15 protein-coding genes and 1 pseudogene are annotated in these 15,445 nt (G+C 46.9%); 13 read left to right on the top strand and 3 right to left on the bottom strand.

The window, feature by feature from the left end:
- The first annotated feature begins 5 nt into the window (after positions 1 to 5).
- From rpsI to DXH47_RS01580, 8 genes are all read left to right on the top strand, one after another.
- The gene (gene rpsI / locus DXH47_RS01615) at positions 6 to 398 is read left to right on the top strand and encodes a 30S ribosomal protein S9 (protein ID WP_011668466.1); all 393 of its coding nucleotides are present in this window, start codon (positions 6 to 8) and stop codon (positions 396 to 398) included.
- 227 nt (positions 399 to 625) lie between these two features.
- Positions 626 to 1,639, top strand: coding sequence for a HoxN/HupN/NixA family nickel/cobalt transporter (locus tag DXH47_RS01610; protein ID WP_225423480.1), 1,014 nt, complete (start codon positions 626 to 628; stop codon positions 1,637 to 1,639).
- Positions 1,640 to 1,661: 22 nt separating this feature from the next.
- Positions 1,662 to 2,918 carry a lactate racemase domain-containing protein gene (locus DXH47_RS01605; protein ID WP_129031338.1) on the top strand — a complete coding sequence of 419 codons (1,257 nt, stop codon included), beginning with the start codon at positions 1,662 to 1,664 and terminating at the stop codon, positions 2,916 to 2,918.
- A 12-nt stretch (positions 2,919 to 2,930) separates the two neighbouring features.
- Positions 2,931 to 3,680, top strand: coding sequence for a nickel pincer cofactor biosynthesis protein LarB (gene larB, locus DXH47_RS01600; RefSeq protein ID WP_225423479.1), 750 nt, complete (start codon positions 2,931 to 2,933; stop codon positions 3,678 to 3,680).
- Positions 3,681 to 3,685: 5 nt separating this feature from the next.
- The gene (larC, locus tag DXH47_RS01595; protein WP_129031337.1) at positions 3,686 to 4,903 is read left to right on the top strand and encodes a nickel pincer cofactor biosynthesis protein LarC; all 1,218 of its coding nucleotides are present in this window, start codon (positions 3,686 to 3,688) and stop codon (positions 4,901 to 4,903) included.
- 11 nt (positions 4,904 to 4,914) lie between these two features.
- Positions 4,915 to 5,742 (top strand): ATP-dependent sacrificial sulfur transferase LarE, encoded by an 828-nt coding sequence (gene larE / locus DXH47_RS01590; RefSeq protein WP_129031336.1) that lies wholly within the window; start codon positions 4,915 to 4,917, stop codon positions 5,740 to 5,742.
- Positions 5,743 to 5,886: 144 nt separating this feature from the next.
- Positions 5,887 to 7,086, top strand: a complete 1,200-nt coding sequence (locus tag DXH47_RS01585) for an MFS transporter (protein ID WP_225423478.1) — start codon at positions 5,887 to 5,889, stop codon at positions 7,084 to 7,086.
- Between the two features lie 126 nt (positions 7,087 to 7,212).
- Positions 7,213 to 8,127: an aldo/keto reductase gene (locus tag DXH47_RS01580; RefSeq protein ID WP_170954922.1), complete on the top strand. Its 915-nt coding sequence runs from the start codon at positions 7,213 to 7,215 to the stop codon at positions 8,125 to 8,127.
- A 63-nt stretch (positions 8,128 to 8,190) separates the two neighbouring features.
- Here DXH47_RS01580 and DXH47_RS01575 read toward each other — a convergent pair whose 3' ends face one another.
- Positions 8,191 to 8,850: a histidine phosphatase family protein gene (locus tag DXH47_RS01575; RefSeq protein ID WP_129031335.1), complete on the bottom strand. Its 660-nt coding sequence runs from the start codon at positions 8,848 to 8,850 to the stop codon at positions 8,191 to 8,193.
- 270 nt (positions 8,851 to 9,120) lie between these two features.
- On the opposite strand from DXH47_RS01575, the gene DXH47_RS01570 reads away from it, so the two are divergent.
- From DXH47_RS01570 to DXH47_RS01560, 3 genes and pseudogenes are all read left to right on the top strand, one after another.
- A complete protein-coding gene (locus DXH47_RS01570; protein ID WP_225423477.1) occupies positions 9,121 to 10,461 on the top strand; it encodes a TrkH family potassium uptake protein in 1,341 nt (446 codons plus the stop codon).
- 12 nt (positions 10,462 to 10,473) lie between these two features.
- Positions 10,474 to 11,123, top strand: a pseudogene (locus tag DXH47_RS01565) (potassium channel family protein).
- A gap of 308 nt (positions 11,124 to 11,431) precedes the next feature.
- Positions 11,432 to 12,511 carry an LCP family protein gene (locus DXH47_RS01560; protein ID WP_129031334.1) on the top strand — a complete coding sequence of 360 codons (1,080 nt, stop codon included), beginning with the start codon at positions 11,432 to 11,434 and terminating at the stop codon, positions 12,509 to 12,511.
- 162 nt (positions 12,512 to 12,673) lie between these two features.
- On the opposite strand, the gene DXH47_RS01555 is transcribed toward DXH47_RS01560, so the two are convergent.
- Positions 12,674 to 13,348 carry an EAL domain-containing protein gene (locus DXH47_RS01555; protein WP_129031333.1) on the bottom strand — a complete coding sequence of 225 codons (675 nt, stop codon included), beginning with the start codon at positions 13,346 to 13,348 and terminating at the stop codon, positions 12,674 to 12,676.
- A gap of 284 nt (positions 13,349 to 13,632) precedes the next feature.
- Between DXH47_RS01555 and DXH47_RS01550 the strand changes: the two genes are divergently transcribed.
- Both DXH47_RS01550 and DXH47_RS01545 read left to right on the top strand, forming a co-directional pair.
- Complete coding sequence (locus tag DXH47_RS01550) at positions 13,633 to 14,781, top strand: GGDEF domain-containing protein (protein WP_129031332.1); 1,149 nt, start codon at positions 13,633 to 13,635, stop codon at positions 14,779 to 14,781.
- A gap of 36 nt (positions 14,782 to 14,817) precedes the next feature.
- On the top strand, positions 14,818 to 15,021 hold the full coding sequence (locus DXH47_RS01545; protein WP_129031331.1) for a hypothetical protein: 204 nt from the start codon (positions 14,818 to 14,820) through the stop codon (positions 15,019 to 15,021).
- A gap of 69 nt (positions 15,022 to 15,090) precedes the next feature.
- Here DXH47_RS01545 and DXH47_RS01540 read toward each other — a convergent pair whose 3' ends face one another.
- On the bottom strand, positions 15,091 to 15,420 hold the full coding sequence (locus tag DXH47_RS01540) for a hypothetical protein (RefSeq protein WP_129031330.1): 330 nt from the start codon (positions 15,418 to 15,420) through the stop codon (positions 15,091 to 15,093).
- Positions 15,421 to 15,445 lie beyond the last annotated feature (25 nt).

The following is a 15,445-nucleotide window of genomic DNA, read 5'->3' as shown; positions in this document are numbered from 1 at the left end:
CCCAATTGGCACAAGTTCAATATCGCGGCACTGGCCGTCGTAAAAACTCTTCTGCCCGTGTACGTTTAGTACCCGGTTCAGGTAAGATTGTCATGAACAACAAGGCAATTGAAGACTACATTCCATTCGCAAGTATCCGTGAAGTGGTTTTACAACCATTCAACGTAACGGAAACGCTTGGTAACTACGATGCATTAGTTACTGTTCGCGGTGGTGGATTCTCCGGTCAAGCCGGTGCAACCCGTCACGGTATCGCTCGGGCATTGCTCGAAGTTGATCCTGATTTCCGTGGTCCGCTGAAGCGTGCGGGTCTCTTGACTCGTGACGCCCGGATGAAAGAACGGAAGAAGCCAGGTCTCAAGAAGGCCCGGAAAGCTTCACAATTCTCCAAGCGTTAATCTTTGGATTTATCTTGGATTATGGAAAGACACTCACAGCAATGTGGGTGTTTTTTTTATGGGTAAAAAGTGACACGACAGGGAAAACGAATGGATGAAGAATTTTGAAAGCGTTGTCTGAGCTGTCTAAAAATGGTAATCTTAGAGTATGGTTTTATAAAATAACTAATTATCGTCTGATATTTTAAATTTTGTAATTAAAGATAGTAAGTGAAGGAGATGGATTCTTGGAGAATTATCGACGTTATCCGTTAGGACCCGATATCGCTAAATATGGTGGAATTGTGTTAGTCTTCTTGGTTACAGGAATAATGTTAGCGGTTTCTTATATGCGACAGTACCCGGCGCTATTATCTATGGCAGTCGTAGCCTTTACGTTAGGCTTACAACATGCTTTTGATGTAGATCATATCACGGCTATAGATAATATTACGCGAAAGATGATTAATGAAGGACGGAATACGCACGGCGTAGGTTTTGCTTTTTCTCTGGGTCATTCATCCGTCGTTATGTTGATGGCCGTAGCAACTATTTTATTTGTGACCTGGTCGAAACGACGGTTACCAGATTTTCAGCGTCTCGGCGGTGTGATTGGCACAACTTTTGCAGGAATCACCTTAATTTTATTAGCAGTGGTTAACTTAGTTCTTTTGCATCACATTTGGCACGATTTTCGGCGAGCCAAACATCCACAGGCTTCAGTTCAGGTAAAAAAATCGATTATTTATCGAATTTTTGAGCGGGGATTACATTTGATTAATCATAATTGGCAAGTAATCGGTATTGGCTTTTTATTCGGATTAGGGTTCGATACGGCATCGCAAATTGCGGTATTGGCGACGTCTGCCATTACGACTAGTCAGGGGGTTCCTTGGTATGCGGTCCTCTCCTTTCCCTTATTGTTTATGGCGGGGATGTGTCTTTTGGATACTAGTGATGGCCTATTTATGAGTACTGCTTATGCCTGGGTATTCGCGTCTCCAATACGGAAAGTCTACTATAACTTGGTTTTAACAGCGGTGTCCGTCGGAGCAGCGTTGTTTGCAGGCAGTGTGAATCTCTTGTTAGCGGCTAAGCTAGTGTTTAAAGTCCATAGTCCATTAATTTCTTGGGTATCAGGGCTTAACTTCTTTCACTTAGGAGTAGGCCTTGTCAGTTTGTTTATTGTTTTGTGGGTGGTTGCACTACTTGGGTGGCATTACCTTGGTGTTGGGAAAAAGGATGATGCAATACAAAATTAGTACAGATTAAGGAGATGGTTTTTTGCAAATTAAAGTGCCTTATGGAAAATCAGATGCTTTTCACGTTGACATTGCTGACAATCAACTGACGGGGGTGTTTAACCCGAATCATGTGGATAAGGTTGATGCTGATACCGCAATCGATCAAGCCTTGGCTAATCCATTTGAAACGGATTCCTTCGAGAAATTCATGGATACGAATGAACGAGTAGTTTTTATTGTTAATGATGGTACGCGGCCGACCCCTACAGCACAAGTTTTACGGCATATTTACCCCAAGATTAAGGATAAAAACATCTATTTTATTGTTGCGACTGGGGTGCATCGGGAACCGACTGAAGAGGAGTATAATTTCATTTTTGGTGCTGATATTTACCAGGACTTAAAGGCAAAAGGTCGTATCCATAGTCATGATTGTCATCATGATGCTATGACGTACTTGGGGAAGTCTTCGAATGGTACAAAAATGTTGCTAAATAAAATTGTGGCAGATGCGGCTAAGGTGGTTCCCATTAGTTCGATTGAACCTCATTATTTTGCTGGTTATACTGGCGGGCGTAAATCATTTTTGCCCGGAGTAGCGGCTTATGAAACGATTTCAGAGAATCATTACCTGGCTCTAAAGAATTCCGCTAGAGCGTTAAAACTCAAGGGAAATCCAGTTCATGAAGATATGATGGATGCCATGCAGGTCTTAAAAGATATTGATATTTTTGCAATTGAAATGGTGTTGGATAGTCAGCATGACATTTATGCTGTCACGACGGGAGACCTATCCCAGTCGTTTTATGCGGGAATTGATAAAGCCAAGGAAGTTTATGGCGTTCGGATTCCACATAAAGCAGATATTGTGATTTCAGTAGCCCCATACCCGATGGACGTAGACCTGTATCAGGCACAAAAAGCCCTGGATAACGGTAAGTTAGCTCTTAAACGCGACGGTATTTTAATTCTAGTGGCGAAGTGCCGAACGGGTATTGGCCCCAAACCTTTTTATGATCTTTTGAGTTCAGAAAAGGATGCTCAGGCAGTACTTGATAAGATTCATCATAGTTGGAAACTCGGCTATCATAAGGCAGCCAAGATGGCGCAGATTGATACTTGGGCGCAAACTTGGGCAGTCACGGACTTGACGGACCAACAGATGCGTAACGTGCACTTTAAGCCATTCCATGAGTTAACAGCGGCTTATCAAGCTGCAGTTGCGGAAAAGGGGGACCAAGCTAGTGTAATTGTGTTGCCAGCTGGGTCGATGACTGTACCAGAGGTTCAAGCTTAGGAGGAATGCTCGGTGACTGAAGAAGATCAGAAAAAGTTGTTGCAAGCGGTAGCAAGTCATCAATTAGATGTTGCCACAGCGTTAAAACAACTAACGGCGTCGCCGACAATGGCAGAAATAACTAATCTGGATTTTGATCGTCAACAGCGGACTGGGTACCCAGAGACCGTATTTGGTGAAGGGAAAACAGCGGACCAAATTATTGATATTATGCGGCAGTTTACCCAGCAAGGCCAAACCGTTTTGGGCACGCGAATAACGGCCTCTAAAGCTAAATTAGTGAAACGGCAATTGCCTAATTTATGTTATTTTCCAATAGCACGTTGCTTAGTAAACGGAGCATTACCGACTGAAGTTACCCCAACGACGATTGCTATTGTGACGGCTGGAACGTCGGATCTATCTGTTGCCGAAGAGGCGGCAGTGACCGCAAAAGTCTTCGGTAATCAGATTGAACGTGTGTATGACGTGGGTGTTGCGGGTATTCACCGGCTATTTGCTAAGTTAGATGCAATCCGGCAGGCCAAGGTCGTCATCGTTGCTGCTGGAATGGACGGAGCTTTTGCTAGTGTTGTTGGCGGTTTAGTTGCCAGCCCAGTTATTGCGTTACCCACGAGCGTTGGGTATGGTAGCAGTTATCATGGGTTAAGTGCACTCTTGACTATGTTGAATAGTTGTGCGGAGGGCGTCACCGTTGTCAATATCGATAATGGCTTTGGTGCGGCCTACGCGGCAAGTGTGATGAATCATTTGAAGGGGTAGATGAAATGCGAACACTTTACTTAGATGCTTTTTCTGGCGTGAGTGGTGACATGTTTATTGGGGCTCTTTTAGACTTAGGGGTGAAGTTAAGCGACCTGGAAGTAGCTCTAAAACAGCTGCATGTGACGGGGTATACTTTGCAGGCTGAACGGACAGCTAAAAGTGCCATTTACGGGACTAATTTTGATGTAGTCCTTGACCGTGGTACCAAGGATCATGGGTTTGTTGAGGGGCCACATAATCACCATGGTCGTCACCTGAGTGACATTGTCCAACTCATTCAGTCTAGTGATTTAAAAGCTACGGTGAAGCAACATGCAATTGCAATCTTTCAGGATATTGGACAGGCGGAATCGCAGGTCCATCAGGTCCCACTAACGAACGTTCATTTTCATGAAGTGGGGGCTTTGGATTCCATTGTGGATATCGTAGGGTCGTGTATTTGTTTAGATTTATTGCATGTTGACCAGATCAAATGCTCAACGATTGCCGATGGTAGTGGGTTTATCAATGTTGCACATGGCGAAATGCCGGTACCAGTACCAGCAGTTGCACAAATGTTGACGGAACGACCGATACCGGTTCAACAACATCCGGAAATTCATACGGAATTGTTGACGCCCACAGGATTAGGCCTAGTTAAGGAATTTGTGACAGAGTTCGGGCCGCTTAATTCACAAATGGCAGTTCAAAAAGTTGGCTATGGTTTTGGAAAGCGGGAAACGGGCCGCTTCAATGCGTTACGAGCCATGGTAGTAACGACTGCGCAGTCACAAAAAGAGACAGTTGCGACTCAAGATCAGGTATGGGTCTTGGAGACGAATCTCGATGATCAGACAGCTGAGGGTATTGGTTTTGCCCAGTCACAATTACTGACGGCGGGAGCATTGGATGTTTACGTGACGCCAGTTCAGATGAAAAAAGCCCGGCCCGGTGTCTTACTCACCGTTTTAGCGGCTGAAAATGACCGTGAACGACTCGTAACAGCGATGTTAAAGTACACCACAGCTAAGGGAATTCGGTATACTCAGATGGCGCGAACCGTCATGAAACGACACTTTACAACCGTGTCTTACAAGGGGATGCCTATTCGATTAAAGGTAGCAACTTATCATGATATTCACCGAGTGACGCCAGAATACGAGGATTGTCAAACGGCAGCTCAGAAATTGGACGTCGCGTTAGAAACGGTAATGGCAGGGGTTCAAGCCCAATTAAGTTAGGAGGAATTTTCATGGACGTAGTTACAAATAAAACAGAACAATTGCAAACAGTGTTAAGTCAATATCGCTCAGCTTTGGTGGCTTTTTCTGGCGGAATTGATAGTACCGTGGTCTTACAGGCAGCAATTACAGCTTATGGGACTAAAAATGTCGTTGCCATAGTGGCTAATTCAGAGCTCTTTAGTGATGTAGAATTTACCCAGGCAGTTGCCCTCGGAAAGCAACTGGGTGTTCAGGTTGTTCCCACAACGCTGGCTTATTTGAAAAATGAAGATGTCCGGCAAAATACACCAAATAGTTGGTATGCCGCTAAAAAGCTGTTCTATCAACGAATGAATGGTTTAAAAGCCCAGTATCCGGCTGATGTCATTTTTGATGGGATTATTGCAGATGATTTGCAGGATTACCGTCCAGGACTTAAAGCTCGAGATGAAGAAGGAATCGTTAGTCCACTAGCTCTTGCAAACTTTACTAAAGTCGATGTGCGACAATTGGCACAAGATTATGGTTTGAGTAATTGGAACAAAGTTCCGTCGAGCAGTGTATCATCCCGTTTTCCTTATAATACAACGCTGACTCAGACAGCAATTGACCGGGTCATGCAAGCTGAAAGCTATCTTCGCCAGTTGGGTTTCTCGACCGTGCGAGTGCGGGTTCATGGTGACTTGGCCCGGATTGAGGTGCCTAATCAGCAGATGAGTGCTCTAATGGCACAACGGGAAGCCATTAATACAAAGCTAAAGCAATTAGGCTACGATTATGTTTCTGTGGATTTAGGTGGTTTTATCAGTGGGCATATGAATGACGTATTGGCAACGACTACCACTTCAGAAGATTAACAAGTAGAGGCTCTGGACCTTAGTTTGGAGCCTTTTTTGACTAAAAAAACACCTGATGATCATCGGCAACGCTTCCATCAAAAAAGTCACGTCGTCAGTATGGTATGATATTGAAGATGAAATTTTTCTGAAAGAAGGCCAACCGTGAGTAAGTCGGAGACAGGCAGCACCAAATTATTTTCACGTGATATTATTCTCTTGTTGATTTGTACCTTTTGTTATATGTGTTCCTCAATGTTGATCAATCCAATCATCGTTGGGTTCACTAGAAGCCTGGGGGCCAGTACCTTGATTGCTGGTGGCGTGACGGCCGCAATGAACGTGTGCTCGTTGATTTTTCGCCCGTTTGCCGGCCAAATCGTCGACAAGATTACCAAGTATAAAGTGGCGTTTATCGGTAGTGGCCTCTTAGTCGTGGCCACGGCTGGCTACGCAGTAGCTACGGCCCCGTGGATGGTAGTTTTCTTCCGAATCGTTCATGGGTTCGGCTTTGCGTTAAGTTCCATTTGCCTGGCTACCTGGTTTTCAAGTCTCTTGCCGCGCGAACGAATGGGGGCGGGGATGAGCTACTATGGCATGATGAACGCCTTGGGGATGGCCGTGGCGCCCGCTTTGGGTATCTGGGTCTACCATCAGGTCAATTATCGGGTCGCCTTTCTGTGTTCTACAGCGTTTAGTGCGGTCCTTTTAATCCTGATTCAATTTGTGATCAATCGTGGTCGCCCGTACCAACCACGGACTCAAGTAACGAAAAAGGCGGCAGAACCTCGGTTTCGAATTGTTCAACCGAAAGTCATCCCGATAGCCATCATCTTGATGTTGTTGTCGATTCCGTATTTTGCGACACAATCCTATATCGTCGAGTACGTGGCGGCTCGGCAGTTACCAGTCTCGTCCGGAAGCTTCTTTATCATCTACGCCATCATTCTCTTGGTGGTACGACTGGTCTTTAAGGACTATTTTGATCGGGTCGCTTTTAAGTGGTTTCTGTTGATTGGAAGTATTTGTAACTTGATTGGTATGATGGGACTGACCTATCTGACGAATAATTGGTGGATGGTTTTGGCCGCGGCGGGATTAGCTGGGGGCTACGGGGTCATGTACTCTGTGTGTCAGGCTACCGCTTTGCTGATTGCCCCGTTAGACGAACAGGGACTTGCTAACAGTACCTTTTATATCGGCATGGATACGGGGATGATTTTAGGGCCAGTCATTGGCGGGGCGTTGTTTGATGCCTTACCATTGCCTACTTTTTATCCCGCGTTGATGATTACGGTGCCGTTGACCGCCTTAGTCTACCTGATTTTCCACCGGCAGTTAGCCGTCAAAGCCCAAAATAGTTAAGAATAAACCGGTTGTTTTTCGACTTTTAGTCGGAGCAACCGGTTTTTGAGATACGGTTTAGTTGCGGGGAACAACGTTTCAGTTATACAATCAACGATGTAATCTAATTTGAGGAGGAATTGACGGATGACAAATTCGGTATTAACGCAACGGGTTACCTTGAATAATGGCTACACCATGCCACGACTAGGCTTAGGCGTTTGGAAGACCTCGAACACGGATGCTGCTCAATCAGTTAGCCAAGCGATTCAACATGGCTATCGGTTGATTGATACGGCTAAACAGTACGGGAATGAACCAGGAGTTGGAGCCGGGATTCAAGATGGCCTGCTTCAAACCGGGTTGAACCGCAAGGATTTGTTTGTGACCACCAAGGTCTTAAATGATGATCAGGGTTATGATTCCACGCTCCGGGCTTTTGAGGCCAGTTTGAAACAATTGCGGTTACACTACGTAGACTTATACTTGATTCACTGGCCAGTCGACGGGCGCTTCATTGATACTTGGCGGGCATTAGAAGAGCTTTACCGTAACGGTCAGATCCGTGCAATCGGCATCTCTAACTTTGACCGGGACCGGTTGAGTGAGTTGCTGGACAAAACCAGTATCACGCCGGTAATTAACCAGATGGAGTTTAATCCGTTAAACCAGGAAAAGGACATTCGGCAATTGATGCAGTTAGCGGGCATTCAATTGGAAGCTTGGTCTCCCTTAGGCGGCGGTGAAGCGCTCAATAATCTGGTGATCACTAAGTTGGCCGCCAAGTATCAGCGCTCGGCTGCTCAGATTATTCTCCGTTGGGATTACCAGCAAGGGATTGTCGTGATTCCAAAGTCGACGCACGTCAAACGCATTATTGAAAACAGCCAATTAGGCGACTTTGAATTAAGTGATGAGGACGTGGCTGCCATTCAAGCGTTAGACCAAGGCAAGCGGGGGCTCTGGTATGATGATTTTACCTGGCATAACCCAACCAATCCACAAGCAATCGCTGGTGGTATTGAAACTTGGGACGATACGGCAAAATTTTTACAGAAATAACTAAACAATGAGCGAATAAAAGGCGAGCCCGGTTATTCGGGCTCGCCTTTAATGTGTCAAAATTTAAAGCCGGTCACGATTATAGTAATCGATCTTCAGGTGTAAATCGGGGTCATGTTGCAACGTTAGCCGGGTAATCTTGCTGTTTTCGGGGGTGAGGGGGTCCAACAACATGGGGGCGTAACGTGCAATTAGGGCCCGCAGGTTTGAACTGTGAGAAATCAGCAACACGGGTTGGTCACCGGTGTTCTCGTGGTAGATTTGGTCTAAGCCCATTAAGAAACGTTCCCAAAAGTCCTGACTAGTTTCCGCCAATTGGGCAGGGTCGGCGGTATGCAGTAAATCTTGAGCGGTGTCGACTGAAGTGTGAGCAACTAAATCGGCGTAATCGGTCCAGCCGTGAGCCTGGGCAATCAAGTGCCAGGTATAAGCTACTGGTTGACCTTCAAACGCGCCGTAAAAGTGTTCTCGCAAGCTGGCAAGAGACGTCACGGGGAGGTGCCAATCGTTAGTCGCTTGAATTTGCGTGGCGCTACTAATCGCCCGGCTGGTATCACTAGTGTAGATACGGGCAAACGACAATGGACGCAAAGCTACCGCCGTTTGGGCCAACTGCCGGTGGCCCCGATTAGTCAACGGGGTATCACTCCATCCCTGGAATTCATGGAACACGTTGAAGTAGGTTTCGCCGTGGCGAACAAGGTACAACGTGATGGTTTTCATAGGCGTTTCCTCCTTAAAAGTAACCTCTCCTGTAGTGTACGACCTTTTGGCTCTTAGTAGGCATACAAACGGGGGACTTAGGACGGTGACCAAGAAAGCCGGCAAGTGACGCCCAAAAACTTGCCTTCGAGGCTAAAATCCCCTTGCTTTTAAGCGGGTTTCGGGCTTAAGCTGAGAGGAGCAGATTTTGGGATTTAGGAGGTGAAGTGAGGGGCTCAATCGCTAATTTGGGTGTGAGTGTCTTGCTTGGGTTTGATGAAGATTTGGCACATGCGATTTTTAGATACGCTTTCGAAAAAAATGGTCTTTGGGTTCGTGCTGATTATTGCCCTGGGAACCATCTTATTAAGTTTACCCGCGGCGACCCGTACCGGCCAAGAGACATCCTTTCTGAACGTCGTCTTCACGGCCTCGTCAGCAACCTGTATCACGGGCTTGACTGTGGTGAACACAGCCACCCACTGGTCGATTTTTGGTCAGGTGGTCATTTTGGGGATGGCCGAAGTCGGGGCCCTAGGATACATGACCTTTGCCGTGTTGTTGTTTAACTTGATTCGCCGCCATCGTAATATGGGGTTATCAACGCAACTGATGGTCAAGGAATCTTTGAACCTAGAAACACTGAGTGATACTAAGAGCGTGATGAAATACGTCATTGGGTTATCTGCAGCGTTTCAAGTGGGTGGCGTGGGACTTTTGGCCCTAGATTTCGTCCCCCGGTATGGTTGGGGACGCGGCCTTTATGTATCGGTCTACCACTCAGTGATGTCCTTTTGTAACGCCGGTTTCGACGTTTTCGGTAATAGTCTCGAAGGATTTCGTCACGACCCGTACTTACTCATCGTGACCATTATTTTAATTATTAGTGGGGGCCTGGGCTTTTTGGTCTGGCGCGATCTCTTGCTCTACCATGAGCGTAAGCGCCTCAGTTTAAACTCAAAATTGACCCTGGTGACCACGGGAACGTTGTTCGTGGTTGGTTTTGTGGCCCTATTAGTGACCGAGGGGAACTTGAGCCGCTTTGCGGACCAAATGGCGTGGCCCAATCGGGTTTTGAACACTTTATTTTTGAGTGTGACGCCCCGGACGGCGGGAATTATTACTTTACCGACACACTCACTACATGCTGGGAGTATTTTCTTAATTATGATTTTAATGTTTGTTGGGGGGACGCCCGGGTCAACGGCCGGTGGGATTAAAACCACGACTTTTGGGGTGTTGATGCTCCAAAGTATCGCCCAGTTGCGAGGTAAGGACGACGTTGAATTCAGTCACCGGCGCTTCAGCCAGGCCAACATCAGCCGGGCGCTATTGTTAGTCTTTTTGGCTAGTATCGTGATTGCCGTTGCAACGCTGATCTTGACGCAGACCGAGAAGATTCCGCGCGGGTATGGACTAGAATACATTGTGTTTGAAGTCCTCTCCGCATTTGGGACCGTAGGCTTAAGCATGGGCTTGACCCCGGATCTAAGTGCTGTGGGCAAAATCGTGATTATTTTATTGATGTTTATTGGCCGGGTCGGTATCTTTACCTCGTTGTACTCACTGTCGAAGCGGCAGACGCGGGTCAACCGTATCCGGTATCCGGAAGAAAACATTTTAATTGGTTAAGGAGTGGCAAAATTGCGAAAAAACTGTGCGGTATTGGGCTTAGGACGCTTTGGCGAAGCAGTCGTGCGAACGTTGGTCGATATGCACCAAGATGTATTAGCCGTTGATGTTGACGAGGAACGGGTCAACGAGTTAGTCGATGTGGCCACACAGACTCTAATTGCGGACACGCGTGACGAAGAGGTCTTACGGCGGTTGAATATCGATACCTTTGATTACGTCATCGTTGGGATTGGGAACAACATGGAGGCCAGTATCCTCACCACATTATTGGCTAAAGAACAGGGGGCCAAGAAAGTGATAGCCAAGGCCGAAACGGCCGACCATGACGAGTGGGTGCCGACCAGGTTGTGTTCCCCGAACGGGACATGGGCCGGGGCATCGCCCGTAAACTCTTGTCGAACCATATTCTGAATTTTATTGACTTGAGCAAGGATTACACCCTTGCCGAAGTTGTCATCACGGATCCGACCTTCGTCAACCAAAATTTGATTCAGTTGAATTTACGCCAACGCTTCGATTTAACGGTGATTGCGATTCAACGGGGCCAAAAGATTGACATCTCCCCGGACCCCACGGCAATCGTGCAATTACACGATATTTTGACCGTGGTGGGACCGGTCAAACAAGTCGAGGCCCTTGACGAAACATTAAAGAAATAATACACTAGTCAGCTCCTAGGAAAACGAGCTGACCGACCACGTGGTTAGAGTAGCCGTTTTTAGCAGGACGGTCAGCTGACGACGTGGTTTTTTGATAGCCCAATGGTGCTTGACAACTGGTTAAAATATAATTAAAATATTATGATAATCTAATCATTTTATCATTGTTTTAGAAACCTTGGAATTTGATTAAGGTCAGGACAAGCTTAGGAAGACTTAAGGAATCCCGCTTATAATGGACGGGTTCAATCATTTTTAGATTATGTGTACCCCGGTGGTCGCAAGCCGGTGGTTGAAAGGATGGCAACATGCAACGTAGACGAAGAAATCGACACCCCTGGCTCAAAACATTTTTAGCACTCATCTTGGTGCTGGTCGTGGGTGGTGTCGCGTACGGCGCCCATCAATATCAAAACTTGCAAAGTTCCGTCAAGAAGTCGTATAAGGCGTCGGGCGTTACTAAACTGCGGAACGTGAGTCAACAATTGGCGAAGAAAAAGCCGATTTCGATTTTGTTGATGGGGACCGACACCGGTGCGTTGGGCCGAAACTTTCAGGGCCGAACCGATAGTATGATGGTGGTGACCATCAACCCTAAGACCAAGAAGACCACGATGACCAGTTTGCCCCGTGACTTAGCGGTCAATATTCCGGGGTACACCAGCCAGTCACCCGCTAAATTGAATGCGGCGTACGCTTGGGGCAAGTCCAAGACCGCCATTACCACGGTCCAAAAGATGCTGAACGTCCCCATTGATTTCTACGCCATTATCAACATGGGCGGAATGAAAAAAATCATTAACGAAGTCGGTGGTGTGACTTTGAAGCCAACTTTGAGCTTTAGTTATGGCGGGTACACCTTTAAAAAGGGTGTCAAGACCCACATGAACGGGAAGAAAGCGTTGGCTTATGCCCGGATGCGTGACGATGATCCGCAAGGGGATTATGGTCGGCAGACGCGGCAACGAAAGGTCATCATGGCCCTGTTGAAGCAAAGTAAATCAGTATCGACACTACTGAACGAATCGTTTATCCAATCGCTGTCGAAGCAAACGCAAACTGATTTGACCTTTAATGATTTAACGGCGTTGGCGCAGAATTACCGTACGGCGCTTAAGCACATCAAGACGACCCATATCCAGGGAAGCAGTCAAACGATGAACGGGCAAAGTATGGAAGTTGCGACGAAATCGGAACTCCAACGGGTCACGAACTATATTCGTAACGGTCTTAGCTTGGCCTATGCCAAAACAGGAAAAATCGCTATTATGACCACCGCCGATACCACTACGACGACGGGGTCGACCGCTATCTCACCAGGCAATAGTACTGGTACCGGCACCACTGGGGGGGCTGGAGGTACCGGCGGCCCAGGTGGTGGCCAATAACAAGCTACTAAAAAGTTAATGAGTTTAGACTAAATACGAAAGTGCACCGCTTTTAAATGGAAGATCCATTTGAAGGCGGTGCACTTTTAAGTTATTCGTTGTCTACAAGGGGGCCAAAACGGACGGTCAAAGTCAATTAGGGGGGGACGCTTGGTTTACAGTCTAATCAGTAGACGTTAATTTGAAAAGATGGGGCTTGCCGTAATACCATCCCTGGCGGAGATTAAGTCCCAATTGATTAGCCATGGCGTCTTCGGCGGGGGTTTCTACACCTTCTAAGATAAAGCGTAAATGCTCACGAGTGGCGACTTCTTGCCAAAATTTTAAAGCTGTGGGAATTTCGGCTTCACGGTGAGCTTGCCGGAAGTTCTGGAGGGCAAACTTCACCTCGCTGGCAGCGCCCAGGATTGGTTTCAAGTGTGGGTAAGTGTTGAGGCCGGTCCCCACGTCATCGAGGCTGAGCTGGATGCCGCGTTGGTGAAAGAAGCGTACCTGATCGATAATCTGCTGGGTGGTGACGGCTACGGTCGTGGGTTCCTCGGTGACTTCTAAGACGAGGGTCACGGGATAGATTTGTTGTTGCGCCGTTAAAATGGCTTGGGCAATCTGGGGATCGATAAACTGGGCTTGGTTCGTGTTGAATGAGACCGAGCCAATCTTTAAGCGCAATTTCTGCGCGGTCTGGCGAATCAAGTCGCTCTGAACGGCAATCGGAATGGCACCAAAGTCGTGGGGGAGGACCCATTGACCGGCCCGCTTTTGACGAATGAGTAATTCGTAACCAACCAGTGATTGGTTGGAAACGTCCAGTTGCGGTTGGATAAAGTAACGATACATGGGACTTGATTCCTCCTTGTATGGCTGTTCAGTAACTATCATACTGTACTTGGCCGTTAAACCATAGAGCTGGCTGATGATTTGATTAGAAAACAGGCTCATTGTCAGCTAATGGTCTATTTAATATAGTCCGTTATATAATTCTTTATGGCTTTATTATATGAATTGATTTATAGTAAATGTAATCAGTAAACTTACCTATTTTGGCCTTAAAATCAGTTGGGCGCTGATTGCCAGTGAATGAGGTAAGAAATTGAACGACAATACACGGGGAGTCTGATGAAATGACCTGGTCAATGTGGTTAGTGCCACCCTTTATAACAAGTGTCTTTTTTGTCCTCGGGGTCATCACACTCTATTGGTCAATCTACAATTGGACTACAGCTTGGTATGAAGCCCGTAATCGCCCCGTCAATACCAAGCGGGTGCAGACCTGGATTGGGGCGGGGTGTGCAGTTATTGCCGTTTTTGCACTCCAATTATTGGTCCGAGACAGCCAGCTTTCTTGGACGTTCACTAATTTTCAACTGTTGATTTTAATGTTTACGGCTTACTTCTTGCAATTACGGGTCCCGTACTGGATGATCTGTGTGTTGGGAGTCGGCTTTATGTTTTTGAACGGCAACGTTGCCCAGCCGCTGTCGTGGGTGTACATGATCGTTTTTGCGGCGTTTTACGTGGAATCCTATATTCAAGGGGTCCATATGTGGCGCTGGCCGTTTACCCGCTACATTGCGTTGGCCATGATCAATGGTGCCATTCTTTGGGGAATCGTTAAGCTACGGCTTAATCTGTCCTGGTCAACGGTGATGGAAGAGTTGATTAACTTTTTCTTGCTTGCCGTGTTGATGTATGGGTACTTTCGGATTCAAAATCAGGATCGGCACATCAAAGATCGGCTTTTTCGTTCGGCAAACTGGGATGCATTGACCAAGGTGCAAAATTATGCCGCCTATGACCGCGCCATCGGCCGGCAGTTCTACCGCAGTGTGTCCCGGCACCACGATTTGTCGATGATTATGTTCGATATCGACCATTTTAAGCACGTGAACGATACCTACGGGCATTTGGCCGGGGATGAGGTGTTGCGGGCCGTGGCTAAGACGGTCAGCGTGACGTTGAAACGTTTGGACCCGGGGATTGCGCTTTACCGAACTGGAGGCGAAGAATTTAACATTATTCTTCCTAATTATACAGCCAGTCAAGCGCATCCCGTAGCCCAACAAGTCTTTAACAGTATCGTCAACCAAGCAGTGGCTTATAATGGACAGGAGATTAGTGTGACTTTGTCGCTGGGAGTCTCCGAACTGACGGTCAAGGACCAGACGCCACTCGACTTCTACAAGCGGGTGGACGCCAACCTCTACCATTCTAAACGGAATGGCCGGATGCAGATTACAACAACACCGTGGCAAACGGACATCTCGGAATAACTTTTGACTTGAAGTTTAAGGTAAAGGGGGACTAGAATGATTTTTGGTTTTTTAATGCTTTTATTACTGTTTCCAATTTTACGGCTAGTCTTTGGTCTGGCCGGCTGGCTCTTAGGGCTGGTAGGGACCCTAGTCATTGGAGCCATCGTGCTACTGGCCTTTGCGGCGCTATTGAAATTTGTCGTGATTGCCGCTTTGATTGCCGGTGGTATCTGGGCCTCTAAAGCCCTCTTGAGTTAAAATTAACGCACCAAGGGCCCGGAAATAAATTTCCCGGGCCCTTTTATTCACAGCGAGATTGAATTTGGATTACTCAAAGGACAGCTCGACCAAGTAGGCGTGTTGGGCAGCCACATAACCCGTGGTGATCCACACGTTTTGGTAATCGGGCTTGGAACTGGTTGTTCGGTCAAAGAAATCATCAAGGAGTTCCCCGTGCATGGCTAAAAAATCCTCGTTTAATCGGTTAACGACTAAACGTTCCGTGGGAAAGTAGATTTCTGGATTGGCCACGGGAACTGTATCGGGAACGCTGATGGAAACGACGTTACTGTTGCGTTGCGCGATGAAGCCTACCCGGTTAGGATGGCGATGAATATACGTCAATACGTTGTAAATCGAATCAGAATTACTAGCCACAAGTCTCGGCTCCCTTCAGTGGTTA

Origin of the sequence: Levilactobacillus suantsaii (assembly GCF_004115745.1) — a bacterium.
In the GTDB taxonomy this organism is placed as follows: Bacteria; Bacillota; Bacilli; order Lactobacillales; family Lactobacillaceae; genus Levilactobacillus; species Levilactobacillus suantsaii.
Note: the sequence above shows the minus strand (reverse complement) of the source record. Positions and strands in the feature narration are given on the sequence as shown.

Coding starts and splice junctions, on each gene's coding strand:
- larC (WP_129031337.1), top strand. CDS start 3,686: ATGCGAACACTTTACTTAGATGCTTTTTCTGGCGTGAGTGGTGACATG.
- larE (WP_129031336.1), top strand. CDS start 4,915: ATGGACGTAGTTACAAATAAAACAGAACAATTGCAAACAGTGTTAAGT.
- DXH47_RS01580 (WP_170954922.1), top strand. CDS start 7,213: ATGACAAATTCGGTATTAACGCAACGGGTTACCTTGAATAATGGCTAC.
- DXH47_RS01575 (WP_129031335.1), bottom strand. CDS start 8,850: ATGAAAACCATCACGTTGTACCTTGTTCGCCACGGCGAAACCTACTTC.
- DXH47_RS01570 (WP_225423477.1), top strand. CDS start 9,121: ATGCGATTTTTAGATACGCTTTCGAAAAAAATGGTCTTTGGGTTCGTG.
- DXH47_RS01560 (WP_129031334.1), top strand. CDS start 11,432: ATGCAACGTAGACGAAGAAATCGACACCCCTGGCTCAAAACATTTTTA.
- DXH47_RS01555 (WP_129031333.1), bottom strand. CDS start 13,348: ATGTATCGTTACTTTATCCAACCGCAACTGGACGTTTCCAACCAATCA.
- DXH47_RS01550 (WP_129031332.1), top strand. CDS start 13,633: ATGACCTGGTCAATGTGGTTAGTGCCACCCTTTATAACAAGTGTCTTT.
- DXH47_RS01545 (WP_129031331.1), top strand. CDS start 14,818: ATGATTTTTGGTTTTTTAATGCTTTTATTACTGTTTCCAATTTTACGG.